This is a genomic window from Bacillus basilensis, assembly GCF_050630465.1.
In the GTDB taxonomy this organism is placed as follows: domain Bacteria; phylum Bacillota; class Bacilli; order Bacillales; family Bacillaceae_G; genus Bacillus_A; species Bacillus_A basilensis.
On the sequence record NZ_JBNTQO010000026.1, the window covers coordinates 18,663 to 44,271 of the forward strand.

32 protein-coding genes and 1 other annotated feature are annotated in these 25,609 nt (G+C 40.2%); all 32 genes read right to left on the reverse strand.

The features are described from left to right. Nucleotides 1-13 precede the first annotated feature (13 nt). The 32 genes from rplX to ACQVV1_RS27760 all read right to left on the reverse strand — a co-directional run bounded on the left by rplX (nt 14) and on the right by ACQVV1_RS27760 (nt 25,607). Nucleotides 14-325 (reverse strand): 50S ribosomal protein L24, encoded by a 312-nt coding sequence (rplX, locus tag ACQVV1_RS27605; RefSeq protein ID WP_000558200.1) that lies wholly within the window; start codon nt 323-325, stop codon nt 14-16. Nucleotides 326-363: 38 nt separating this feature from the next. Next, nucleotides 364-732, reverse strand: coding sequence for a 50S ribosomal protein L14 (rplN, locus tag ACQVV1_RS27610; RefSeq protein ID WP_000615912.1), 369 nt, complete (start codon nt 730-732; stop codon nt 364-366). Nucleotides 733-775: 43 nt separating this feature from the next. After that, entirely contained in the window at nt 776-1,039 is a 264-nt protein-coding gene (gene rpsQ, locus ACQVV1_RS27615) for a 30S ribosomal protein S17 (RefSeq protein WP_000004106.1), read from the reverse strand. A 20-nt stretch (nt 1,040-1,059) separates the two neighbouring features. Further along, a complete protein-coding gene (rpmC, locus tag ACQVV1_RS27620; RefSeq protein WP_000855718.1) occupies nt 1,060-1,260 on the reverse strand; it encodes a 50S ribosomal protein L29 in 201 nt (66 codons plus the stop codon). Beyond that, nucleotides 1,250-1,684, reverse strand: a complete 435-nt coding sequence (rplP, locus tag ACQVV1_RS27625) for a 50S ribosomal protein L16 (RefSeq protein ID WP_000928969.1) — start codon at nt 1,682-1,684, stop codon at nt 1,250-1,252. The genes rpmC and rplP overlap by 11 nt, the downstream gene beginning before the upstream one ends. Before the next feature lies 1 nt (nt 1,685). Beyond that, nucleotides 1,686-2,345, reverse strand: coding sequence for a 30S ribosomal protein S3 (rpsC, locus tag ACQVV1_RS27630; RefSeq protein WP_000529958.1), 660 nt, complete (start codon nt 2,343-2,345; stop codon nt 1,686-1,688). Nucleotides 2,346-2,348: 3 nt separating this feature from the next. Next, nucleotides 2,349-2,690 (reverse strand): 50S ribosomal protein L22, encoded by a 342-nt coding sequence (gene rplV / locus ACQVV1_RS27635; protein ID WP_001148024.1) that lies wholly within the window; start codon nt 2,688-2,690, stop codon nt 2,349-2,351. A 17-nt stretch (nt 2,691-2,707) separates the two neighbouring features. Beyond that, nucleotides 2,708-2,986, reverse strand: a complete 279-nt coding sequence (gene rpsS / locus ACQVV1_RS27640) for a 30S ribosomal protein S19 (protein ID WP_000124454.1) — start codon at nt 2,984-2,986, stop codon at nt 2,708-2,710. A 60-nt stretch (nt 2,987-3,046) separates the two neighbouring features. Next, on the reverse strand, nt 3,047-3,877 hold the full coding sequence (gene rplB / locus ACQVV1_RS27645; protein ID WP_000511584.1) for a 50S ribosomal protein L2: 831 nt from the start codon (nt 3,875-3,877) through the stop codon (nt 3,047-3,049). Between the two features lie 28 nt (nt 3,878-3,905). Next, nucleotides 3,906-4,196 (reverse strand): 50S ribosomal protein L23, encoded by a 291-nt coding sequence (gene rplW / locus ACQVV1_RS27650; RefSeq protein ID WP_001205558.1) that lies wholly within the window; start codon nt 4,194-4,196, stop codon nt 3,906-3,908. Beyond that, complete coding sequence (gene rplD / locus ACQVV1_RS27655; RefSeq protein WP_001127258.1) at nt 4,196-4,819, reverse strand: 50S ribosomal protein L4; 624 nt, start codon at nt 4,817-4,819, stop codon at nt 4,196-4,198. The genes rplW and rplD overlap by 1 nt, the downstream gene beginning before the upstream one ends. Before the next feature lie 25 nt (nt 4,820-4,844). Next, nucleotides 4,845-5,477 carry a 50S ribosomal protein L3 gene (gene rplC / locus ACQVV1_RS27660; RefSeq protein ID WP_000160209.1) on the reverse strand — a complete coding sequence of 211 codons (633 nt, stop codon included), beginning with the start codon at nt 5,475-5,477 and terminating at the stop codon, nt 4,845-4,847. A 34-nt stretch (nt 5,478-5,511) separates the two neighbouring features. Continuing rightward, entirely contained in the window at nt 5,512-5,820 is a 309-nt protein-coding gene (gene rpsJ, locus ACQVV1_RS27665) for a 30S ribosomal protein S10 (protein ID WP_001040595.1), read from the reverse strand. A gap of 482 nt (nt 5,821-6,302) precedes the next feature. Next, a complete protein-coding gene (gene tuf / locus ACQVV1_RS27670) occupies nt 6,303-7,490 on the reverse strand; it encodes an elongation factor Tu (protein ID WP_001029617.1) in 1,188 nt (395 codons plus the stop codon). Between the two features lie 117 nt (nt 7,491-7,607). Further along, nucleotides 7,608-9,686 carry an elongation factor G gene (gene fusA / locus ACQVV1_RS27675; protein ID WP_242256479.1) on the reverse strand — a complete coding sequence of 693 codons (2,079 nt, stop codon included), beginning with the start codon at nt 9,684-9,686 and terminating at the stop codon, nt 7,608-7,610. A gap of 207 nt (nt 9,687-9,893) precedes the next feature. Further along, nucleotides 9,894-10,364 (reverse strand): 30S ribosomal protein S7, encoded by a 471-nt coding sequence (gene rpsG, locus ACQVV1_RS27680; protein ID WP_063222353.1) that lies wholly within the window; start codon nt 10,362-10,364, stop codon nt 9,894-9,896. 29 nt (nt 10,365-10,393) lie between these two features. Next, nucleotides 10,394-10,816 (reverse strand): 30S ribosomal protein S12, encoded by a 423-nt coding sequence (gene rpsL, locus ACQVV1_RS27685; RefSeq protein WP_001142341.1) that lies wholly within the window; start codon nt 10,814-10,816, stop codon nt 10,394-10,396. A 114-nt stretch (nt 10,817-10,930) separates the two neighbouring features. Then, entirely contained in the window at nt 10,931-11,179 is a 249-nt protein-coding gene (locus ACQVV1_RS27690; protein ID WP_000121828.1) for a 50S ribosomal protein L7ae-like protein, read from the reverse strand. Between the two features lie 113 nt (nt 11,180-11,292). After that, nucleotides 11,293-14,904, reverse strand: a complete 3,612-nt coding sequence (gene rpoC / locus ACQVV1_RS27695; RefSeq protein ID WP_063222352.1) for a DNA-directed RNA polymerase subunit beta' — start codon at nt 14,902-14,904, stop codon at nt 11,293-11,295. 37 nt (nt 14,905-14,941) lie between these two features. Further along, nucleotides 14,942-18,475 (reverse strand): DNA-directed RNA polymerase subunit beta, encoded by a 3,534-nt coding sequence (rpoB, locus tag ACQVV1_RS27700; RefSeq protein WP_060629208.1) that lies wholly within the window; start codon nt 18,473-18,475, stop codon nt 14,942-14,944. Nucleotides 18,476-18,766: 291 nt separating this feature from the next. After that, complete coding sequence (locus ACQVV1_RS27705; RefSeq protein ID WP_063222351.1) at nt 18,767-19,366, reverse strand: class I SAM-dependent methyltransferase; 600 nt, start codon at nt 19,364-19,366, stop codon at nt 18,767-18,769. Nucleotides 19,367-19,442: 76 nt separating this feature from the next. Then, nucleotides 19,443-19,802 carry a 50S ribosomal protein L7/L12 gene (gene rplL, locus ACQVV1_RS27710; protein WP_000159737.1) on the reverse strand — a complete coding sequence of 120 codons (360 nt, stop codon included), beginning with the start codon at nt 19,800-19,802 and terminating at the stop codon, nt 19,443-19,445. Nucleotides 19,803-19,869: 67 nt separating this feature from the next. After that, nucleotides 19,870-20,370, reverse strand: a complete 501-nt coding sequence (rplJ, locus tag ACQVV1_RS27715; RefSeq protein WP_029439120.1) for a 50S ribosomal protein L10 — start codon at nt 20,368-20,370, stop codon at nt 19,870-19,872. A gap of 39 nt (nt 20,371-20,409) precedes the next feature. Continuing rightward, nucleotides 20,410-20,553 (reverse strand) — a sequence feature (ribosomal protein L10 leader region). 49 nt (nt 20,554-20,602) lie between these two features. After that, entirely contained in the window at nt 20,603-21,295 is a 693-nt protein-coding gene (gene rplA / locus ACQVV1_RS27720) for a 50S ribosomal protein L1 (protein ID WP_063222350.1), read from the reverse strand. A gap of 176 nt (nt 21,296-21,471) precedes the next feature. Then, a complete protein-coding gene (gene rplK / locus ACQVV1_RS27725; RefSeq protein WP_001085872.1) occupies nt 21,472-21,897 on the reverse strand; it encodes a 50S ribosomal protein L11 in 426 nt (141 codons plus the stop codon). Between the two features lie 167 nt (nt 21,898-22,064). Beyond that, on the reverse strand, nt 22,065-22,598 hold the full coding sequence (nusG, locus tag ACQVV1_RS27730) for a transcription termination/antitermination protein NusG (RefSeq protein ID WP_000415794.1): 534 nt from the start codon (nt 22,596-22,598) through the stop codon (nt 22,065-22,067). Nucleotides 22,599-22,729: 131 nt separating this feature from the next. After that, entirely contained in the window at nt 22,730-22,909 is a 180-nt protein-coding gene (gene secE / locus ACQVV1_RS27735) for a preprotein translocase subunit SecE (protein WP_001241321.1), read from the reverse strand. Between the two features lie 32 nt (nt 22,910-22,941). Further along, nucleotides 22,942-23,088, reverse strand: a complete 147-nt coding sequence (gene rpmG, locus ACQVV1_RS27740; protein ID WP_002070160.1) for a 50S ribosomal protein L33 — start codon at nt 23,086-23,088, stop codon at nt 22,942-22,944. Nucleotides 23,089-23,216: 128 nt separating this feature from the next. Then, nucleotides 23,217-23,876, reverse strand: a complete 660-nt coding sequence (locus ACQVV1_RS27745; protein ID WP_000387198.1) for an RNA polymerase factor sigma-70 — start codon at nt 23,874-23,876, stop codon at nt 23,217-23,219. Between the two features lie 67 nt (nt 23,877-23,943). Then, nucleotides 23,944-24,456 carry an NYN domain-containing protein gene (locus ACQVV1_RS27750; RefSeq protein ID WP_063222349.1) on the reverse strand — a complete coding sequence of 171 codons (513 nt, stop codon included), beginning with the start codon at nt 24,454-24,456 and terminating at the stop codon, nt 23,944-23,946. A 3-nt stretch (nt 24,457-24,459) separates the two neighbouring features. Then, nucleotides 24,460-25,203 carry a 23S rRNA (guanosine(2251)-2'-O)-methyltransferase RlmB gene (gene rlmB / locus ACQVV1_RS27755; protein WP_063222348.1) on the reverse strand — a complete coding sequence of 248 codons (744 nt, stop codon included), beginning with the start codon at nt 25,201-25,203 and terminating at the stop codon, nt 24,460-24,462. Then, entirely contained in the window at nt 25,200-25,607 is a 408-nt protein-coding gene (locus ACQVV1_RS27760) for a Mini-ribonuclease 3 (protein WP_000564261.1), read from the reverse strand. Before ACQVV1_RS27760 ends, rlmB begins: the two co-directional genes overlap by 4 nt. Nucleotides 25,608-25,609: the final 2 nt, after the last annotated feature.

Below are 25,609 nucleotides of genomic sequence, written 5' to 3' on the forward strand. Positions count from 1 at the left end.
TTTCTTAAGAAAATTATTTATCTAATAATTCACCAGATTTTTTTGCAATACGAACTTTTTTACCATCTTCTACTTTGAAGCCTACGCGAGTAGGTTCACCTGTTTTCGGATCTAAAATCATAACGTTAGAAACGTGAATAGGTGCTTCTTTAGTAATAATTCCACCTTGTGGATTTAATTGAGATGGCTTAGAGTGTTTTTTAACGATGTTAACACCCTCAACGATAACACGGTTTTGCTTTGGGAAAGCCACAAGGATAACGCCTTGTTTTCCTTTGTCTTTTCCAGTGATTACCTGTACTTTATCACCTTTTTTTACATGCATCTTAATTCTGCACCTCCTTAGCAAGGCAATACCTTAAATTATAGAACTTCTGGAGCTAAAGAAACGATCTTCATGAAGTTGCTATCACGTAATTCACGAGCTACTGGTCCGAAGATACGAGTACCACGTGGGCTCTTATCGTCTTTGATGATAACCGCTGCGTTTTCATCAAATTTGATATAAGAACCGTCCGGACGACGAGCTCCGCTCTTCGTACGTACTACTACTGCTTTAACAACGTCACCTTTTTTAACAACGCCACCTGGTGTTGCTTGTTTTACCGTAGCAACGATAATGTCACCAATGTTAGCATATTTACGACCAGAGCCGCCTAATACTTTAATTGTTAAAAGTTCACGTGCACCAGAGTTGTCAGCAACTTTCAAACGAGATTCTTGTTGGATCATGTTATGAAACCTCCCTTCGGACTAAAAATTCCGATTCGTCTATTTAGATAATAACCGCTTCTTCAACGATTTCAACTAAACGGAAACGCTTAGTAGCAGAAAGCGGGCGAGTTTCCATGATTTTAACGATATCGCCAAGTTTCGCTTGGTTTTGCTCATCATGGGCTTTGTACTTTTTAGAATACTTAACACGTTTTCCGTACAAGGAATGAGTTTTGTAAGTTTCAACTAAAACTGTAATCGTTTTGTCCATTTTATCAGACACAACACGACCAGTATAAACTTTGCGTTGGTTACGTTCGCTCACTATGCAAACCTCCCCTCAATTTATCGATTAATTCCGATCTCTCTTTCACGAACTACAGTTTTCATACGAGCAATCGCTTTACGCACTTCACGGATGCGAGTTGGATTCTCTAATTGTCCTGTAGCAAGTTGGAAGCGAAGATTGAACAATTCTTCCTTTAAAGCTTTAACTTTTGTTTCGATTTCGGCAGTGGTTAATTCACGAATATCATTAGTTTTCATTAGATTCACCACCATTTTCTTCACGTTTTACGAATTTACATTTCACAGGTAACTTGTGAGCTGCAAGACGTAATGCTTCGCGTGCTACCTCTTCAGATACACCCGCGATTTCAAACATAATTTTCCCAGGTTTTACTACTGCTACCCAGCCTTCTGGTGCCCCTTTACCGGAACCCATACGTACTTCTAGAGGTTTTGCAGTGTAAGGTTTAGAAGGGAAAATTTTAATCCATACTTTACCGCCACGTTTCATGTAACGAGTCATTGCACGACGAGCAGCTTCGATTTGACGGTTTGTAATCCATGAAGCAGCTTGTGCTTGTAAACCGAATTCACCGAAAGCAATTTCAGTTCCACCTTTTGCACGACCACGCATTTTACCACGATGCTCTCTACGATATTTTACGCGTTTTGGCATTAACATATTATTTTCCTCCTTCCTCAGAAGCTTTCTTTTTTGTAGGAAGGACTTCTCCACGGTAGATCCATACTTTTACGCCTAATTTACCGTATGTTGTATCAGCTTCAACTGCTGCATAGTCAATATCAGCGCGAAGTGTATGAAGTGGAACAGTTCCTTCACTGTAAGATTCTGCACGAGCGATATCAGCTCCGCCAAGACGACCAGAAACCTGTGTTTTAATACCTTTAGCACCTGCACGCATAGCACGTTGAATAACTTGCTTTTGTGCACGACGGAATGATACACGGTTTTCTAATTGACGAGCGATGTTTTCGCCTACTAATTTAGCGTTAAGATCAGCTCTCTTAACTTCTAAAATATTGATGTGTACACGCTTGCCTGTTAATTGGTTAAGAGCTTTACGAAGTGCTTCAACTTCAGTACCACCTTTACCAATTACCATACCAGGTTTTGCAGTGTGAATTGTAACATTTACACGATTTGCTGCACGTTCGATTTCTACTTTAGCAACAGCAGAATCTTTTAAGCGTACAGTAATGTACTCACGGATTTTGATGTCTTCATGTAATAATGTAGCGTAATCTTTCTCAGCGAACCAACGAGATTCCCAGTCACGGATAACACCGACACGAAGACCAATTGGATTAACCTTCTGACCCATCGATTATCCCTCCTTCTTTTCTGATACCACAACTGTGATGTGGCTTGTGCGTTTGTTAATTTGGCTTGCACGACCCATTGCACGTGGACGGAAACGTTTCAACGTTGGACCTTCGTCAACGAATACTTTTTCAACAACTAAGTTGTTAATATCCATCTCATAATTGTGCTCTGCATTTGCGATTGCAGATTTTAAAACTTTTTCTACAACTGGAGAAGCAGTTTTTGGTGTGTGGTTAAGGATAGCAATCGCTTCACCCACTTGCTTACCTCGGATTAAGTCTACTACTAAACGAACTTTACGAGGAGCAATACGAACTGTTCTCGCTACTGCTTTAGCTTGCATTGAAGTGCCTCCTCTCATTATCTTCTAGTTTTCTTATCGTCAGCAAGGTGACCTTTATACGTACGAGTTGGTGCGAATTCACCTAACTTATGGCCAACCATATCCTCAGTGATGTACACAGGTACGTGTTTACGACCATCATATACAGCGATTGTGTGTCCGATGAACTGAGGGAAGATAGTTGAACGGCGAGACCAAGTTTTAACAACTTGTTTTTGCTCAGATGCAACTAATTTTTCCATTTTGCTCATTAAGTGATCATCGACAAATGGTCCTTTTTTTAAGCTACGAGCCATTTTGGTGCCTCCCTTCGTGATTGGCGTACGGTTCTTGAAACGAACCGTACTACAATCCCATTATTTTTTACGACGACGAACGATAAATTTATCAGACGCTTTGTTTTTCTTACGAGTCTTGAATCCAAGAGTTGGTTTACCCCATGGAGACATTGGAGACTTACGTCCGATTGGAGAGCGTCCTTCACCACCACCGTGTGGGTGATCAACCGGGTTCATTACAGAACCACGAACTGTTGGGCGCTTACCTAACCAGCGTGAGCGACCTGCTTTACCGATTTTGATAAGTTCGTGTTGTTCGTTACCAACTTGACCGATTGAAGCGCGACAAGCAGATAATACAAGACGTACTTCACCAGAAGTTAAACGTACAAGTACGTATTTTCCTTCTTTACCAAGTACTTGAGCAGATGTACCAGCAGAACGAACTAATTGTCCGCCACGACCAGGCTTAAGCTCGATGTTATGAACAACAGTACCTACTGGAATGTTGATTAATGGTAATGCGTTACCGATTTTAATGTCAGCTTCAGGGCCAGACATAACTTCCATACCTACTTCTAAAGTTTTAGGAGCAAGAATGTAACGTTTTTCACCGTCAACGTAGTTAATTAATGCGATATTCGCAGAGCGGTTTGGATCGTATTCGATCGTAGCAACGCGTCCTGGAATTCCATCTTTGTTACGCTTAAAGTCGATGATACGGTATTGACGCTTATGTCCGCCACCTTGATGACGTACAGTAATTTTACCTTGGTTATTACGACCCGCCTTCTTGCTTAAAGGAGCAAGTAATGACTTTTCGGGTCTGTCAGTCGTGATTTCAGCGAAATCATTCGTAGTCATATTACGACGACCGTTAGTAGTTGGATTATACTTTTTAATTCCCATCTCAATTTCCCTCCTTCTTTAGTAAGAATTAAACACCTTGGAAGATTTCGATTTCTTTGCTGTCAGCAGTTAGCTTAACGATTGCTTTACGACGACGGCTAGTAAAACCAGCGTGACGACCAACGCGTTTTGCTTTCGGCTTGTAGTTCATGATGTTCACTTTTTCTACTTTAACACCAAAGATCGCTTCAAGAGCATCTTTAACTTCTGTTTTATTAGATTTAACGTCCACATCGAACGTGTATTTTTTTTCAGCCATCATTTCCATAGAACGTTCAGTGATAACTGGGCGCTTAATGATATCACGAGGATCTCTCATTATGCAAGCACCTCCTCTACTTTTTCCACTGCCGCTTTTGTCATGATTAGCTTATCATGATGAAGCACGTCTAAAACGTTTACGCCATCAGCAGTGATTACTGTTACTCCAGGGATATTGCGAGCAGATAACTCTACAGATTCGTTTGCATCAGCAGTTACGATAAGAGCTTTCTTCTCAACAGTTAATCCTTTAAGTACTGCTAGCATATCTTTTGTTTTTGGTGCATTTAACACTAGGTCTTCAAGAACTACAATGTTGTTCTCAACTACTTTAGTAGCTAATGCAGATTTGATTGCTAAACGACGAACTTTCTTAGGAAGTTTGTACGCATAGCTTCTTGGTGTAGGTCCGAATACCGTACCACCACCACGCCATTGAGGAGAGCGGATAGACCCTTGACGAGCACGTCCAGTTCCTTTTTGACGCCATGGTTTACGACCACCACCGCGAACTTCAGAGCGAGTTTTTACTTTGTGTGTACCTTGACGTAAAGATGCACGTTGCATCATTACAGCTTCAAAAAGTACAGCTTCATTTGGTTCGATACCGAAAATAGCTTCAGCTAATTCGATTTCACCAACCTGTGAACCAGTTTGGTTATATACAGTAACTTTTGGCATTGGAATTCCTCCTTCCTATTGTGAATTATTTGCTAACCTTCACAGCGCCTTGAACAACTACAAGAGATTTCTTAGCACCTGGAACGTTACCTTTTACTAGTAATAAGTTGCGCTCAGTGTCAACTTGAACGATTTCTAAGTTTTGGATAGTAACTTGGTCTCCACCCATACGTCCAGCAAGTTTTTTGCCTTTGAATACACGGTTCGGAGCAACTGGGCCCATTGAACCTGGACGACGGTGATAGCGAGAACCATGAGACATAGGTCCGCGAGATTGTCCGTGGCGTTTGATAACACCTTGGAAACCTTTACCTTTAGAAATTCCTGTTACGTCAACGATTTCACCTGCAGCGAAAACTTCAACTTTTACCTCTTGACCAACCTCTAATCCGTCCACGTCTGCATCGCGGATTTCGCGAATGAAGCGCTTAGGAGTTGTAGATGCTTTAGCAGTGTGGCCTTGTTCAGGTTTGTTAGTTAACTTTTCACGTTTATCTTCAAATCCTAACTGGATTGCATTGTAGCCATCAGTTTCAGTTGTTTTCTTTTGAAGAACAACGTTTGGATTAGCAGCGATAACTGTTACTGGGATTAACTCACCGTTCTCAGCAAATACTTGAGTCATACCGATCTTTCTTCCTAAGATTCCTTTGGTCATGAGTTACACCTCCTACATTTTTAAGTTATATAATTTATAGTTTGATTTCGATATCTACACCAGACGGTAAGTCTAAACGCATTAATGAATCTACTGTTTGTGGAGTAGGACTCACGATATCGATTAAACGTTTGTGTGTGCGCATTTCGAATTGCTCACGAGAATCTTTGTACTTATGAACAGCACGAAGAATTGTGTAAATAGTCTTCTCAGTTGGTAATGGGATCGGACCAGAAACTGTTGCCCCAGAACGCTTAGCTGTTTCTACAATTTTCTCAGCTGATTGATCAAGAATACGGTGATCATAAGCTTTTAAACGGATACGAATTTTTTCTTTTGCCATTATTTTCCCTCCTTCGTTCGCCTATTTCTAAAATAGACCTTCTCCATGGAAATTTCCCCACACCATGCCATGGCAAAGCGGCCGGGTGTGTCAGCAACCTTCCACTTCATCGCAGTCAAAGACCAACATTGTCTATTATACAATGTTATTCGTCTAGATGCAAGCATCTTTTTGTTTGCACCTGCTTTTCTCTACTTTTGCTATTATACATGGCACTTTAAAGAATTTCAAGTTTTCATCTACCAGAATTCATTTTACAGTTTCTGGGTTTGTTTTATTACTTTTTTATATACAATAGAAGAAACTCGTCAAAACATAAAAATATAATTCATTCATTATATAAAGCGAAACTTTGATCATTGGGTTTTTGTTCATCCCCCAATGATTATTAATTGAACCATTCAGCGTGCTCGTTAATACTCGATAACGGCAAACAAAAACCCCAAGGGAAAATCCCTTGGGGTTTTTTATATCAGTTAAGATTACTCAACGATAGTAGCAACTACGCCGTAACCTACTGTACGTCCACCTTCACGAATAGAGAATTTAGTTCCCTCTTCGATAGCGATTGGAGCGATAAGTTCGATAGTCATTTCGATGTTGTCACCAGGCATTACCATTTCAGTACCTTCTGGTAATTGGATGATACCAGTTACGTCAGTTGTACGGAAGTAGAACTGAGGACGGTAGTTAGCGAAGAATGGAGTGTGACGTCCACCTTCTTCTTTAGATAATACGAAAACTTCAGCTTTGAATTTAGCGTGTGCTTTTACAGAGCCAGTTTTAGCAAGAACTTGTCCACGTTGGATGTCTTCACGAGCAACCCCACGAAGAAGAGCACCAATGTTGTCTCCAGCTTGAGCTTGGTCAAGAAGTTTACGGAACATTTCTACACCAGTTACAGTTGTAGAAGCATTTTCTTCAGCAAGACCGATGATTTCTACTACGTCACCAACTTTAACGATTCCGCGCTCTACACGACCAGTTGCAACTGTACCACGACCTGTGATAGAGAATACATCCTCGATAGGCATTAAGAATGGTTTGTCAGTTTCACGTTCTGGAGTTGGGATGTAAGCATCAACTTCAGTCATTAATTCAATGATTTTTGCTTCCCAATCAGCTTCTCCTTGAAGAGCTTTAAGAGCAGAACCTTTGATTACAGGAATGTCGTCGCCTGGGAATCCGTATTCAGATAATAGGTCACGAACTTCCATTTCAACTAATTCTAATAATTCTTCGTCGTCTACCATGTCGCATTTGTTTAAGAATACAACGATGTAAGGAACACCTACTTGACGAGAAAGAAGGATGTGCTCACGTGTTTGAGGCATTGGGCCATCAGCAGCAGATACTACTAAGATACCGCCGTCCATTTGAGCAGCACCAGTGATCATGTTTTTAACATAGTCAGCGTGACCTGGGCAGTCAACGTGTGCATAGTGACGAGTTTCAGTTTCGTACTCAACGTGTGCAGTTGAGATTGTGATTCCGCGCTCTCTTTCTTCTGGAGCAGCGTCGATTTGATCGTATCCGCGTGCTTCAGCACCACCAGCTTTTGCAAGAACTGTAGTGATCGCAGCAGTTAATGTAGTTTTACCATGGTCAACGTGGCCGATTGTACCGATGTTAACATGGGGTTTAGAACGTTCGAATTTAGCTTTAGCCATTCTAAATTCCTCCTTAGTTTATATAGGTTATTTTATATTTAGACTAGAAAGCGAAACTTGCGTCTCACTTTCTAAGCTTACATAAGTAGTTATACTTGAACAATCGATAAAAATCAATTATTCACCTTTATTTTTTTTAATAATTTCTTCAGAAACAGACTTCGGTACTTCTTCATAATGATCAAATGTCATTGAGAATGTTCCGCGTCCTTGAGTGTTAGAACGTAATGCCGTCGCATAACCGAACATTTCAGAAAGTGGAACCATAGCGCGAACAACTTGTGCGTTACCGCGAGCTTCCATACCTTCTACACGTCCACGACGAGATGTTACGTCACCCATGATGTCTCCCATGTACTCTTCAGGAATTACAACTTCAACTTTCATCATTGGCTCAAGAATTACTGGGTTACATTTAGAAACCGCAGCTTTAAGTGCCATAGATGCAGCGATTTTGAACGCCATCTCAGATGAATCGACATCATGGTAAGAACCGTCAACTAATGCTGCTTTAATGTCAACTAGTGGGTAACCAGCTAGTACACCATTTTTAAGTGAGTCTTCAAGACCCGCTCCAACAGCTGGGATGTATTCACGTGGAACTACACCGCCGACGATTTTGTTTTCGAATTCAAATCCTTTACCTTCTTCGTTAGGTGCAAACTCAATCCAAACGTGACCGAATTGTCCACGTCCACCAGATTGACGAGCAAACTTACCTTCAACTTTCGCAGCAGCGCGGAAAGTTTCACGGTATGCTACCTGAGGAGCACCAACGTTTGCTTCGACTTTGAATTCACGGCGCATACGATCAACGATGATATCAAGGTGAAGTTCACCCATACCAGCGATGATAGTTTGGCCAGTTTCTTGGTCAGTGTGAGCACGGAATGTTGGATCTTCTTCAGAAAGCTTAGATAATGCTGTACCCATTTTATCTTGGTCAGCTTTAGATTTTGGTTCGATAGCTACAGAGATAACTGGCTCTGGGAATTCCATAGACTCAAGGATAACAAGGCTCTTCTCGTCACAAAGAGTATCACCAGTAGTAGTATCTTTTAAACCTACAGCAGCAGCGATATCACCAGCGTAAACTGTTGAGATCTCTTCACGGCTGTTAGCGTGCATTTGTAGGATACGACCTACACGCTCACGCTTACCTTTAGTTGAGTTTTTCACGTATGATCCAGAGTTTAACACACCAGAGTACACACGGAAGAACGTTAACTTACCAACATAAGGGTCAGTCATGATTTTGAATGCTAGAGCTGCGAATGGTTCTTCATCGCTAGACTTACGTTCTACTTCTTCATCTGTATCCGGAAGAGTACCTTTAATAGCAGGTACGTCTAATGGAGATGGTAGGTAGTCGATAACTGCGTCTAACAGAATTTGAACACCTTTGTTTTTGAATGCAGAACCACAGATTACTGGGAAGAATTCTACAGAAGTTGTAGCCTTACGGATACCAGCTTTAAGCTCTTCTACAGTGATTTCTTCACCTTCTAGGTACTTCATCATCATTTCTTCATCAAGCTCAGCTACCGCTTCAATAAGTTTTCCACGGTATTCTGCAGCTAATTCTTTGTGCTCTTCAGGAATTTCAACACGTTGAATGTCTGTTCCTAAATCGTTACCGTACATGTAAGCACATTCTTCAACAAGGTCAATGATACCATTGAACTCATCTTCAGCACCGATTGGTAACTGAATTGGGTGTGCGTTTGCTTGTAAACGATCGTGGATTGTTCCTACAGAGTATAAGAAATCTGCGCCGATTTTATCCATTTTGTTAACGAATACGATACGAGGTACGCCGTAAGTAGTAGCCTGACGCCAAACAGTTTCTGTTTGTGGTTCTACACCAGATTGTGCATCAAGTACTGCTACTGCGCCATCAAGTACGCGTAAAGAACGTTCTACTTCTACTGTGAAATCTACGTGTCCTGGAGTGTCAATGATGTTTACGCGATGACCTTTCCATTGTGCTGTAGTTGCAGCAGAAGTAATTGTGATACCACGCTCTTGCTCTTGCTCCATCCAGTCCATCTGAGATGCACCTTCGTGAGTTTCACCGATTTTATGAATACGTCCTGTGTAATACAGAATACGCTCAGTTGCTGTTGTTTTACCAGCATCGATGTGAGCCATGATACCAATATTACGAGTGTTTTCTAAAGAGAACTCTCTTGCCATTTGGTGTCTTGCTCCTTCCATATATGGATTGGATTTTTTATTTTAAGTAGCAAAAAAGCCACTTTATATTGTTACACATGTCAGTATGTCCAGTACCCTCATTATGTAAAACGAGCGCCCAACGAAAGGGAGAGGCATTCTCCCTCTCCACACTTCCATAAGCGACAAATAAAGCGGTTTATGCTTACATTTATTTTACGTTGAATCCTACCAACGGTAATGAGCAAATGCTTTGTTAGCTTCTGCCATTTTATGAGTATCTTCACGTTTCTTAACAGATGCACCAGCGTTGTTAGCTGCATCTAAGATTTCGTAAGCTAGACGCTCTTCCATAGTTTTTTCACCACGAAGACGAGCATAGTTTACTAACCAGCGAAGACCTAAAGTTGTACGGCGTTCTGGACGAACCTCAACTGGAACTTGGTAGTTAGCACCACCAACACGACGAGCACGTACTTCAAGAACAGGCATGATGTTCTTAAGAGCTTGCTCGAATACTTCCATAGGGTCTTTATCTGAACGTTCACGAACGATATCGAAAGCGTTATAAAGAATTGTTTGAGATTTACCTTTTTTACCGTCAACCATCATTTTGTTGATAAGGCGTGTTACTAGCTTAGAATTGTACATTGGATCTGGTAACACGTCACGTTTCGCAACAGGTCCTTTACGAGGCATATTGAGTTCCTCCTTTCATTTTAAAGTTATTATTTTTTAGCAGGTTTTGGTCGCTTAGTACCATATTTAGAACGTCCTTGCATACGTTTGTCAACACCAGCTGTGTCAAGCGCACCACGAACGATGTGGTAACGTACTCCCGGTAAATCCTTTACACGACCACCGCGAATTAATACTACGCTATGCTCTTGTAGGTTATGACCGATACCTGGGATGTAAGCTGTAACCTCGATACCGTTTGTTAAACGTACACGAGCGTATTTACGTAACGCTGAGTTAGGTTTCTTTGGAGTCATTGTACCAACACGAGTACATACACCACGTTTTTGAGGTGCAGAGATATCAGTTGATTTTTTCTTTAAAGAGTTGAACCCTTTGTTTAACGCAGGTGATTTAGATTTCCATACTTTATCAGTACGACCATTTCTCACTAATTGGTTAATAGTAGGCATTTGATTATCCTCCCTTCGCATGTTTGTATGACCACATATCCAGGTGGTTCATTATTAGTTGAAAACAAAGTTTTTGCAAGGGAGAGCAAATGCTCTCTCCTCACAAAAACAGTTTTAACTTATTATTCCTATTGCTGAAGCTCCCACTTGAATCCCCGAAACTTTTCCAAGCTTACGAACTGATTCAACTTTAGTTATGGGTATGTTATGTTGCAAGGCAGTACGAATGATCATATGGGTTAACCGCATATCAGCATCTTCCGCAATGACAACTTCTTTAACTATACCATTTTTGATTGCTTCCAATGTGCGTTTATGACCAACGACTACATTTTCAGCATTTGACACTTTTTGATAAGACATATAAATATCCTCCAAAGCATCGTTCAGGAGCAACCTTGATTATAGTAACATTTTGACTCATACAATGTCAACTAGGATTAACTGTTTTTATACAAAATTTACGACGGAAAATTTTACTGTTCCACATAAACTTCATCGTTTTCTACATTCATGTCATCTTGTGTTGTTTTAACAAGATCCACTTTGCGATAACGATTCATACCTGTTCCAGCAGGAACAAGTTTACCGATAATAACATTTTCTTTCAATCCTAGAAGCTCATCGCGCTTACCTTTAATTGCTGCATCAGTTAAGACACGAGTTGTTTCTTGGAACGATGCTGCAGATAAGAATGAATCTGTTTCAAGTGAAGCTTTTGTAATACCAAGTAGAACAGGTCTAGCTGTCGCTGGCTGTTTACCTTGCAGTAACACCTTCGCATTCGCATCAGTAAACTGATGGATATCTAGTAATGTTCCTGGTAATACATCTGTTTCACCTGCATCACTTACACGAACTTTACGTAACATTTGACGTACCATTACTTCTACGTGTTTGTCACCAATTTCTACCCCTTGCATACGGTATACTTTTTGAACTTCACGTAATAAGTATTCTTGAACTGCCGTAATGTCCGTTACTTTTAGTAATTCTTTCGGATCAATAGAACCTTCTGTTAACTCTTTACCGTGGCTAATTTGCTGTCCTGGAGTTACTTTCAGACGAGCACCGTAAGGAATAGCATACGTACGAGCTTCAACTTCACCCTGTACTACTACTTCTTGGCGATCTTTAACATCGTTGATCGCTGCGATAACACCGTCGATTTCACTGATAACTGCCTGACCTTTCGGATTACGAGCTTCGAAGATCTCCTGGATACGAGGTAAACCTTGTGTGATATCATCTCCGGCAACCCCACCTGTATGGAACGTACGCATCGTTAACTGTGTACCTGGCTCACCGATAGATTGAGCTGCGATAATACCTACCGCTTCCCCTACTTCTACGTCTGTTCCAGTTGCTAAGTTACGACCGTAACACTTCTTACATACACCGTGGCGAGTGTTACACGTGAACGCTGAACGAATGTTTACAGTTTCAACACCCGAATTTTCAACGATATGAGCAATATCTTCAGTAATTAATTGATTTTCAGCAACTAATACTTCACCTGTTTCAGGATGTTTTACAGTTTTTCTTGCAAAACGTCCAACAAGACGATCATATAATGACTCAATAACTTCATTACCCTCTTTAATCGCACCAATTAATAAACCACGATCTGTTCCACAATCATCTTCACGAACGATTACATCTTGTGCAACGTCAACAAGACGACGTGTTAAGTAACCAGAATCGGCAGTTTTTAGTGCTGTATCGGCAAGACCTTTACGCGCACCATGCGTAGAGATGAAGTACTCAAGTACTGTTAAACCTTCACGGAAACTTGATTTGATTGGAAGTTCGATGATACGACCAGATGGATTGGCCATCAGACCACGCATACCAGCAAGCTGAGTAAAGTTCGATGCGTTACCACGGGCACCGGAATCACTCATCATGAAGATTGGGTTGCGTTTATTCAAGGATTTCATCAGTTTTCCTTGAATAACATCTTTTGCATTACTCCAAATAGAGATAACGCGATCGTAACGTTCTTCTTCCGTGATTAAACCGCGACGGAATTGTTTAATTACATTATCTACTTTTGCTTGTGCTTCGTGGAGAATTTCATCTTTTTCGCCTAATACAAGAATGTCAGATACCCCAACTGTAATACCAGCTTTTGTAGAGTACTTGAATCCTAAGTTTTTCATACGGTCAAGCATGCGAGACGTTTCTGTAATTTTGAAACGTTTAAACACTTCCGCAATGATATTACCAAGGATTTTCTTGCTGAATGGCGCCACTTCTTCGCGACTAGCAATAATTTCTTTAATGTTCGCACCTTTTTCAACGAAATATTCCGCTGGTGTTTCTTTTTCAAGGTTTGAGTTTGTCGGTTCGTTAATATAAGGGAACGACTCTGGTAAGATTTCGTTAAATATTAATTTACCAACTGTTGTTAATAGAAGCTTACCTTTTTGCTCTTCAGTAAATGTTACGTTATTTACTGAACTTGCAGCAACTGCAACACGTGTGTGCAGATGTACATACCCATTTTGGTATGCAAGTATCGCTTCGTTTGCATCCTTGAAGACCATACCTTCACCGATTGCGCCTTCACGCTCAAGTGTTAAGTAGTAGTTACCTAATACCATATCCTGAGATGGAGTAACAACTGGTTTTCCGTCTTTTGGATTCAAGATGTTTTGTGCCGCTAACATAAGAATACGAGCTTCTGCTTGTGCCTCTGATGATAACGGAACGTGAACCGCCATTTGGTCACCGTCAAAGTCCGCGTTGTATGCAGTACATACAAGTGGGTGAAGACGAATTGCGCGACCTTCTACTAATGTAGGTTCAAACGCCTGGATACCAAGACGGTGAAGTGTTGGTGCGCGGTTTAGAAGTACTGGATGCTCTTTGATCACAGATTCTAAAACGTCCCAAACTTCAGGTTGTACACGCTCGATTTTACGTTTCGCACTCTTAATGTTGTGTGCTAATCCTTTTTCAACTAACTCTTTCATTACGAAAGGTTTGAACAGTTCAAGCGCCATCTCTTTCGGTAATCCACATTGATACATCTTTAAGTTCGGTCCTACAACGATTACAGAACGACCAGAGTAGTCAACACGTTTACCTAATAAGTTTTGACGGAAACGTCCTTGTTTACCTTTAAGCATGTGAGATAGTGATTTTAATGGACGGTTACCTGGTCCAGTAACTGGACGGCCACGGCGACCATTATCGATTAATGCGTCTACAGCTTCTTGTAACATACGTTTTTCGTTTTGAACGATGATGCTTGGTGCACCTAAGTCCAATAGACGTTTTAAACGATTATTACGGTTAATTACACGACGGTATAAGTCGTTTAAGTCAGAAGTAGCAAAACGTCCACCATCCAACTGTACCATTGGGCGTAGTTCTGGTGGGATAACTGGAAGAACATCTAGGATCATCCAAGATGGGTGATTTCCAGAGTTACGGAATGCTTCTAATACTTCTAGACGTTTAATAGCACGAGTACGGCGTTGTCCTTGTGCTGTTTTTAATTCTTCTTTTAAGAAGTCTACTTCTTTATCTAAATCGATGTCTTGTAGTAGCTTTTTAATCGCTTCTGCACCCATAGCAGCTTGGAATGTGCTACCATATCGATCACGATATGCACGGTATTCTTTTTCAGAAAGTAATTGCTTCTTATCAAGTGGTGTATCTCCACTTTCTGTTACAACATAAGAAGCGAAATAAATTACTTCTTCAAGCGCGCGAGGGGACATGTCTAAGACAAGTCCCATGCGGCTCGGGATACCTTTGAAATACCAAATATGAGATACAGGAGCAGCTAATTCGATATGACCCATACGTTCACGACGAACTTTTGCACGCGTTACTTCAACGCCACATCGATCACAAACTACACCTTTATAACGTACACGTTTGTATTTTCCGCAATGACATTCCCAGTCCTTTTGTGGTCCGAAAATACGCTCACAGAACAAGCCATCTTTTTCAGGCTTTAACGTACGATAGTTAATTGTTTCTGGTTTCTTAACTTCACCGTATGACCAAGAACGAATCTTGTCAGGTGAAGCAAGTCCAATCTTCATATATTCAAAGTTATTTACATCTATCAAGGGGCCTACCTCCCTTTTAGTCTACAGGTTATCCCAATTATTCCTTAGTTGTCTCAACTTCGACATTCAATTTATCTGCTGATTGATGATCATCGTCATCTTCCGTATCACGCATTTCAATCTCTGTATCGTCGCTAGACATCATTTTAACGTCCATACCTAAACTTTGCAGCTCTTTAATCAATACTTTGAATGATTCAGGAACGCCTGGTTCTGGAACATTTTCACCTTTAACAATTGCTTCATATGTCTTAACACGTCCAACAACATCATCAGATTTCACTGTTAAGATTTCTTGAAGAGTATAAGCAGCACCGTAAGCTTCAAGTGCCCAAACCTCCATCTCACCGAAACGCTGTCCACCGAACTGAGCTTTACCTCCAAGAGGCTGCTGCGTTACAAGTGAGTATGGTCCAGTAGAACGAGCATGAAGTTTATCGTCAACCATGTGCGCAAGTTTGATCATATACATGACACCAACAGATACGCGGTTATCGAATGGTTCACCAGTACGTCCGTCATACAGGATTGTTTTCGCGTCATTTGCCATACCAGCTTCTTCAATTGTGCCCCAAACATCTTCCTCACGAGCACCATCGAATACTGGTGTTGCAATGTGAATGCCAAGGTATCTTGCTGCCATACCAAGATGAAGCTCTAATACCTGACCGATATTCATACGAGATGGTACCCCTAATGGGTTTAACATGATATCGATTGGTGTACCGTCTGGTAAGTAAGGCATATCTTCTTCTGGTAAGATACGAGAGATAACACCTTTGTTACCGTGACGTCCGGCCATCTTGTCACCTTCAGAAATTTTACGTTTTTGAACGATATATGCACGTACAAGTTGATTCACGCCTGGTGGCAATTCATCGCCATCTTCACGGTTGAATACTTTTACGTCTAAGATAATACCGCCACCACCGTGTGGTACACGTAGTGATGTATCACGTACTTCACGTGCCTTTTCACCGAAGATCGCATGTAATAGACGTTCTTCTGCTGTTAACTCTGTTACACCTTTAGGTGTTACTTTACCAACAAGTAGGTCTCCATCTTTTACTTCAGCACCAACGCGGATAATACCGCGCTCGTCAAGGTTGCGTAATGCATCTTCCCCAACGTTCGGAATGTCACGTGTAATTTCTTCTGGTCCAAGCTTCGTATCACGAGCTTCTGATTCATATTCTTCAATATGAATAGAAGTGTACACATCATCTTTTACAAGGCGCTCACTCATAATGATCGCATCCTCATAGTTATAACCGTCCCAAGTCATGAAGCCAACAAGCACGTTACGTCCAAGTGCTAGTTCACCTAATTCCATAGAAGGACCATCCGCAAGGATTTCACCTTTTACAACTTCATTTCCAACACTTACGATTGGACGTTGGTTGTAGCAAGTTCCTTGGTTAGAACGAATGAATTTTTGCATTTTGTAGCGATCTAAGTCGCCTTTTACTGTTTGACCGTCAACTTCTACATAGCGACGTACCCAAACTTCACGTGCTTCTACGCGTTCAACAACACCAGGGTGTTTACAGATTACTGCAGCACCTGAGTCTTTTGCTGATACGTACTCCATACCTGTACCTACAATCGGAGATTCCGGATTCATTAACGGAACCGCCTGACGTTGCATGTTCGCTCCCATAAGTGCGCGGTTAGAGTCATCGTTTTCTAAGAACGGAATACAAGCTGTCGCTGCCGACACTACTTGTTTTGGAGATACATCCATGTAGTCGATGCGTTCTTTATTTGTAACAATGTTTTCACCACGGAAACGAGCTACGATATCTTCACTAAGGAATTCTCCTTCTTCAGATAACTTCATATTCGCTTGGGCTACAACATAATTATCTTCTTCATCTGCTGTTAAATAATCAACCTGCCCTGTTACAAGACCAGTTTCTGGGTCAACACGACGGTATGGTGTTTCAATGAAACCAAACTCATTTACTTTCGCGAACGAAGATAATGAGTTAATCAAACCGATGTTTGGTCCCTCTGGTGTTTCAATCGGACACATACGACCATAGTGAGAGTAGTGAACGTCACGTACTTCAAAGCCTGCGCGCTCACGCGTTAAACCACCGGGTCCTAATGCAGATAGTCTTCGTTTGTGAGTTAACTCTGCTAATGGGTTTGTTTGGTCCATGAACTGAGATAACTGAGAACTTCCGAAGAACTCTTTAATAGATGCAATAACAGGACGAATATTAATTAGTGCCTGTGGTGTAATTGCATTTGTATCTTGGATCGACATTCTCTCACGAACAACACGTTCCATACGAGAAAGACCGATACGGAATTGATTTTGTAATAGTTCTCCAACAGAACGCAGACGACGGTTTCCTAAGTGGTCGATATCATCTGTATCCCCTACTTTATACAGTAGGTTGAAGAAGTAACTGATAGAAGCAAGGATATCGCCTGGTGTGATGTGTTTTACATCACGAGTAATATTTGCATTACCAATTACATTAATTACGCGTTCGCCTTCTGACTCAGGAGCATAAATCTTAATAGATTGCAGCTCAACATCGCCTTCTACCACTCCACCCATTGGTTTCGCTGTTTTGAATCCAATGTTTTTCTCTAAGTAAGGTAAAATGCGATCAAGTGTACGACGATCTAAGATTGTTCCTTCTGCCGCTAAAATTTCACCAGTTTCTGGATCTACTAATGTTTCAGCTAAACGTTGGTTAAACAATCTGTTTTTAATGTGTAACTTCTTGTTGATCTTATAGCGACCTACATTTGCTAAATCGTAGCGCTTTGGATCGAAGAAACGAGACACAAGTAAGCTCTTTGCATTTTCTACTGTTGGTGGTTCACCAGGGCGTAGACGCTCATAAATTTCAAGCAATGCTTTTTCTGTGCTATCTGTGTTGTCTTTTTCTAATGTGTTGCTTAAGTATTCGTTATCACCTAAAAGCTCGGTGATTTCTTGATCAGAGCCAAACCCTAATGCGCGTAACAAAACAGTTACAGGAAGTTTACGCGTACGGTCAATACGCACATATACAACATCCTTAGCATCTGTCTCATACTCTAACCAAGCTCCGCGGTTTGGAATTACAGTAGCAGTAAAACCACGTTTTCCGTTTTTATCCACTTTGCCACTATAGTATACGCTTGGAGAGCGAACTAACTGGGAAACGATAACACGTTCTGCACCGTTAATTACGAATGTTCCAGTCTCTGTCATGAGTGGGAAATCTCCCATGAACACATCTTGTTCTTTTACTTCACCAGTTTCCTTGTTGATTAGACGCACTTTTACACGAAGTGGTGCTGCATACGTCACATCACGCTCTTTGCATTCGTCTACAGAGTATTTAGGTTCACCTAAGCTGTAGTCGATAAATTCAAGCGATAGATTTCCCGTAAAGTCTTCAATCGGAGAAATGTCTTGGAACATTTCTCGCAAACCCTCATCAAGAAACCACTGATAAGAAGAGGTTTGAATTTCGATAAGATTTGGTAACTCTAATACTTCACTAATACGGGCATAACTTCTTCGTTGGCGGTGGCGTCCGTATTGAACTAGTTGACCTGTCAACTGCTTCACCCCTCAAATCATGAGTATTATAAATGCACAAAAAAATTTGTGCAAAATCACAAATAAATACAACTACTGCTATTAGCGTAGTTTCTTTCTCTTAAAGATAAATACGTTGAGTCTTTCTACCTGCTCAAAAAAGAAAAATGGCTTCTAGAAGAAAACCATCATTCTGTTTCATAATCTGCTGATTTTACTATCTTTTCCAAGAGAAACAAAAATATACATCTTTCTCAACGCAGAAAATCATATATTGGCATTGTATAATGTTAACATAGCCAAAAATAACCGTCAACGTTTTTTTGATTTTATGATATAATATCCTTTTTTCTTTTCTACAACTTCGACTTCAGAAAATACTTCTTCTAGTTTCTTCAGTGCAGATGGTGCACCTTGCTTCTTTTGAATAACAATCCACAACTCTCCACCTGGAACTAAATACTCTACAGCCTTTTCTAAAATCTCATGCACGATATCCTTACCTGCACGAATTGGAGGATTAGATAGAATAGCAGCATACATACCATCTACATTTTCATAGACGCTACTTTGAGAAATGTGTACATTTCCAATTCTATTGTTAGCGGCATTTTCTTTCGCAAGCTCAAGTGCCCTTTCATTCACATCCACCATGTGAACTTTACGGTCTTGAAACTCTTTCGCCAACGATAAACCAATCGGTCCATATCCACAACCTACGTCTAATATATCACCTTTAATATCCGGCACTTGAAACGCTTCAATTAAAAGACGAGAACCAAAGTCCACTTCGTTTTTCGAGAACACCCCACGGTCAGATAAGAAAGTAAATTGAGATCCACGAAGTGTAAATTCCCATCGCTTACGATCACTTTTACTAGAAGGGTCGTTAGAAAAATAATGGTCTGCCATATGGCCACCTCTTTTCTTTACAGTTAAAAAAAAAGCTCGCATGAGAGCGAGCTTTTTTTAAAGCATCAAAAGTTAATTACTTAACTTCTACAGCAGCGCCAACTTCTTCAAGTTTAGCTTTCATTTCTTCAGCTTCCTCTTTAGAAACGCCTTCTTTGATTGCTTTTGGAGTGTTGTCAACTAATTCTTTAGCTTCTTTTAAGCCAAGACCAGTGATTTCACGTACAGCTTTGATAACTTTGATTTTTTGAGCGCCAGCACTTGCAAGTACTACGTCAAACTCAGTTTTCTCAGCAGCAGCTTCACCAGCGCCACCAGCTACAGCTACAGGAGCAGCAGCAGTTACGCCGAATTCTTCCTCGATAGCTTTTACTAAGTCGTTAAGTTCTAATACAGTCATAGATTTAACTGCTTCAATGATTTGTTCTTTAGTCATTGTAAATATCCTCCCTTAAATAGGTTTGTATTGTTTTATCGATAATACGTAATTATCTTTTAAAAAATTAAGCGCCTTGCTCTTCCTTTTGGTCTGCAACTGCTTTAGTAGCAAGTGCAAGGTTACGGATTGGAGCTTGAAGAACGCTAAGAAGCATAGAAAGTAAGCCTTCACGTGATGGAAGAGTAGCGATAGCTTTAACCTCATCAAGTGTTACAAGTTTACCTTCGATTACGCCCGCTTTAATTTCTAAAGCTTCATGATCTTTAGCGAAGTCGTTTAATACTTTCGCAGGAGCAACTACATCCTCGTTACTGAACGCGATTGCGTTTGGTCCTGTTAAGAATTCATTTAACTCAGCCATTTCAGCAGATTCTGCAGCACGACGAGTTAGAGAGTTTTTGTAAACTTTGAACTCAACGCCAGCTTCACGTAAGTTCTTACGTAATTCTGTTGCTTCAGAAACTGTTAAACCACGGTAGTCAACAACGATTGTAGATTTACTAGCGCGAAGTTTGTCCGCGATTTCAGTCACAACTTGTTGTTTAGTTTCGATTACTTTGCTCATGTTATTACACCTCCTGTAGATTATATAGAAGATGTACCGAAAGTGCACTAAAAACCTCCATGCCCAACTTGTAGACATGGAGGCATATAGTCACAGAAAAAATTTCCGCTTCGTATATTAACACCTAGGTAGGAAATTAAGTCTATTGACACCTACTGTCTACGGTACACTATTTAAATTCACAACATAAATGATTATATAAAAACTTCTTTATGAAGTCAACTTCCAAAATTTACGCTAATGTAGAAACGTCTACACGTACGCCAGGTCCCATTGTAGAAGCAACTGTTACGTTCTTCATGTAAGTACCTTTTGCAGCAGCTGGCTTAACTTTTTGTAAAGTGTCAGCAATTGTTCTGAAGTTCTCTACTAATTTAGCATCTTCGAAAGATACTTTACCGATTGGAACGTGGATGTTACCAGCTTTATCAACGCGGTATTCAACTTTACCAGCTTTGATTTCGTTAACAGCTTTAGTTACATCGAAAGTAACTGTTCCAGTTTTAGGGTTTGGCATTAAACCTTTAGGTCCTAATACGCGACCAAGTTTACCAACTTCACCCATCATGTCAGGAGTTGCTACTACTACATCGAAATCGAACCAACCTTGTTGGATTTTACCGATGTAATCTGTATCGCCTACGAAGTCAGCTCCAGCAGCTTCAGCTTCTTTAGCTTTTTCGCCTTTAGCGAATACTAATACACGTTGTACTTTACCAGTACCGTGTGGAAGAACTACTGCACCACGGATTTGTTGGTCAGCTTTCTTAGGGTCAACACCTAAACGGAATGCAGCTTCTACAGTTGCATCAAATTTAGCTGTGTTTGTTTTCTTTACTAATTCTACTGCTTCTGTTGCAGAGTAAGCAGCTGCACGATCAACAAGCTTTGCAGCTTCTACGTACTTTTTACCTCTTTTAGCCATTTTTATTTCCTCCTCGAATGTGGTTTTAGCGGAATAACCTCCCACGTTTACGCTTATTTTCAGGTATAACCTGAGGATGCGCGCCATCCATTTATTTAAAAACGATAATCATTTACGATAATAAAGGTTGCGAATTGGAATTCCAGACCCGCAACCTTTTTTAAAAACAAATCGAATTAGTCTTCGATAACGATGCCCATACTGCGTGCAGTACCTTCAACCATACGCATTGCAGCTTCTACGCTAGCAGCGTTTAGGTCAGGCATTTTAGTTTCAGCGATTTCGCGTACTTTATCACGCTTAACAGTTGCCACTTTATTACGGTTTGGTTCACCAGAACCAGACTCAATACCAGCTACTTTCTTAAGAAGAACAGCAGCAGGAGGAGTTTTAGTAATGAAAGTGAATGAACGGTCCTCAAATACCGTAATTTCAACAGGGATGATAAGACCAGCTTGATCTGCTGTACGAGCGTTAAACTCTTTACAGAAGCCCATGATGTTAACACCTGCTTGTCCTAATGCTGGACCAACCGGTGGAGCTGGGTTAGCTTTACCTGCAGGAATTTGAAGTTTTACCATTTTAATTACCTTTTTAGCCACGAGACACACCTCCTTAAGTCCGTGATGTGGTCAATTGGACAGTGATTTGCCCTCCCACGTCATATTTTATCTGTAAGGATAAAATCTTTCAAAAAACGTCTCCGATAACGAAGACGTACTGACTTAAAAGATATTATCACTTTTTACAAATCATTTCAAGTTTCATTTTATAATTTTTCAATTTGATGGAAGTCAAGTTCAACTGGAGTCTCGCGACCAAACATGTCCACAAGCACGCTAACCTTTTTCTTCTCCACATCAATTTCTTCGATAGCACCTGTATAATCTGCGAATGGTCCCTCATTTACACGTACTGTCTCATGAAGTTCAAAGTCGAAATCAACCACTTCGTTGTCCATTCCCATATGTTTCATAATGGTAACAACTTCCTCTTCTAATAGAGGTGATGGTTTAGATCCAGAACCAGAAGAACCAACGAACCCAGTTACACCTGGCGTGTTACGTACAACATACCAAGAATCATCAGTCATGATCAATTCTACTAATACATAACCTGGGAACACTTTCCTTTTCATTAATTTTTCTTTACCGTTTTTCATTTCTACTTCTACTTCTTCCGGGACAACAACACGGAAAATTTTATCTTGCATACCCATTGATTCTACACGTTTCTCTAGGTTTGCTTTTACTTTATTTTCATATCCAGAATAAGTATGGACAACATACCAACTTTTTTCCATTCATTTAGGACGAGCGTCCTTCCCTCCCTGACGTACATTTTTTTGCGCAAATGAAAAAACCCGTTCACCGGGCTTTTACACAGTTCTTATAAATAACATTATATCATGGATAAGTGCTTCTTATTCAAGAATTAACCAAGAATTAACCGAATTAAAGAAGAAATGCCCATATCAACCACTGCGAAGAAAATCGCAAAGAAGACAACTGTAGCGATAACAGTCGCTGTTGAACGGAGTAATTCATCTTTTTTAGGCCAACTTACTTTTTTCATTTCGCGACCTACATCGCCGAAAAAGTTCGTTAAACGCATCTACGGGACCTCCAGTGTATTATTTCAATTATTTATTTTGTTTCCTTGTGAACTGTATGCTGATTGCATGTTTTACAGAATTTCTTTATTTCAAGTCGCTCTACCGAGCTCGTATCTTTCATCGTAGAGTAGTTTCGATTTTTACACTCTTCACATGAGAGTACAACTTTTTTCCTCATTAGTTACACCAACCTTGTAACATTATGTCCCTAAAAATGTATCATACAACAAAAGACAATGTCAATGACATGCCTTTTGTACTCTCTGCAAAAAGAAAACAGGTGATTTTTTACACCTGTAGCACTTGTTATGAATTTAAAGTGGTACTCTCTCTCATTTCCATATATCGTTCCAATTTCCGCTTCACCCTCTGTAAAGCATTATCAATAGATTTCACATGTCTATTTAACTGTTCCGAAATCTCTTGATAAGAACGACCGTCTAGATATAAAGAAAGCACTTTCCTTTCTAAATCGCTTAATAATTCAGATATTTTAGATTCTATGTCTGTATATTCTTCCTGACTTATAATCATTTCTTCAGGATCAGTTACCTTCGCTTCCGAAATAACATCTAATAATGTCCGATCAGATTCCTCATCATAAATCGGCTTATCTAAAGACACATACGAATTTAACGGAATATGTTTTTGCCTGGTTGCTGTTTTAATAGCGGTAATAATTTGTCGAGTGATACACAGCTCAGCAAATGCTTTGAATGAAGACAGCTTGTCCTCTTTATAATCACGAATCGCTTTAAACAATCCAATCATACCTTCTTGCACAATATCTTCTCGATCGGCACCCACTAAGAAATAAGATCTTGATTTGGCGCGAACAAAGTTCTTATATTTGTGAATCAAATATTCTAGAGCGTCAGTATTACCTTTTCGAACTAACTCAACGATTGCCTCATCCTCTAAATCACGAAATGTAACGTCGCCTACACTTACGAAGCCTGCTTCCACCTTGATCCCTCCGACCGCTATTTATTTAGCAATATTATACAGTAAAAAGATAAAGAGCGTCAATGCTTCAACGCTCTCCTCTTCTTAATTTTTCTAATTTTTCTGTAATATCTTTACTAAATATCTTTCGCATGGCGGGTTGCTTTTCTTTTGTGTCTTGTGTACGCCTTCTTACTTGTTGCTCCATCGCTTGTACTTCTAACTCTAATTCACGTGCAGATTTTCGAAGAGCACCTTGTGCAAATATAACCCATTGTTCCGTATAATCAGAAGTCGCAACATATATTTGCGTATTTATATTTCTAAGCTCGATCGCAAGCTGCTCTATCTTTTCATCTGCAGTTTGATTCTTCCTCGTGAATATGACTTCCACATGCGATTGTTTCATCTTTTTTTCAATACCGTGGACTGTATAAGCATCAAAAACTATCATTACCTTTGTACCTGTGTACCCTTGGTAATCCGCCATCTTATCAATCAGTGCATCTCTTGATGATTGCAAATCTACATCCCGTAGTTTCTTCAATTCTCCCCAAGCTCCGATAATGTTGTAACCGTCAACGATTAAAATATCGTTCATTTTTTATTTACCAATTTCGTGACGTTTACGATATACCTCATACATTAACAAACTTGCGGCTACTGAAGCATTTAAGGATGTAACTTTACCGACCATCGGTAAAGTTATTAGGAAATCACATTTTTCACCAATAATACGACTCATACCTTTTCCTTCACTGCCAATTACTAATCCAATTGGCATTTTACCATCTAAATTACGGTAATCCGTTTTCCCTTTTGCATCCGTACCAGCGATCCAAAGTCCACGTTCTTTTAATTCATCAATTGTACGAGATAAATTCGTTACGCGTGCAACGGGAATATATTCAATTGCTCCAGTAGATGCTTTCGCAACTGATGCTGTAAGTCCCACAGCTCTTCTTTTTGGAATAATAATTCCATGAGCTCCTGTTGCATCCGCAGTACGCATAATAGAACCTAGGTTATGCGGGTCTTCAATTTCATCTAAAATTAAGAAGAACGGATCTTCATTACGCTTCTCTGCTACTTTGAATAGATCTTCTAACTCAGCATATTGATAGGCAGCCACTTGAGCAATTACCCCTTGATGGTTCCCCTCAACTAATTGATCTAACTTCTTTTTTGGTGCATGTTGTAAAATAATCTTATTTTCTTTCGCTAGTGCTAGTACAATTTGTACTTGTCCTTTGGCAGCACCTTCTGCAACCCAAATTTTATTGATATCTCTTCCTGATCGTAACGCTTCAATTACAGGGTTACGTCCGATAATATATTCACTACTCATGATGATGTGCCCCCTTCCTTCTCTTCTAAAACAGCAATTGCCTTATATACAATTTCGTCTAATCTTTCACGATTATTTAATAAGTGATGATAGCCAATTAGCGCTTCAAATGCTGTACTATGTCGATATGTTTGTACATCCGTATTTTTCGGAACAGTACCTGAGTTTGCATTACGCCCTCTTCTTAGTACCGCTTCTTCTTCCTCAGTTAAAAATGCTGTCTCTAATAAATGATAAACAACTTTCGCCTGTGCTTTTGCCGAAACAAAGCTCGTCCCTAATCGATGCAATTGATTAGGACGAACTTTCCCTTTTTGAAGTAGGTGATAGCGGATATATTGTTCATATACCGCATCACCCATATATGCTAACGCTAAGCTGTTTAATTGCTTTGCATCAATCATTC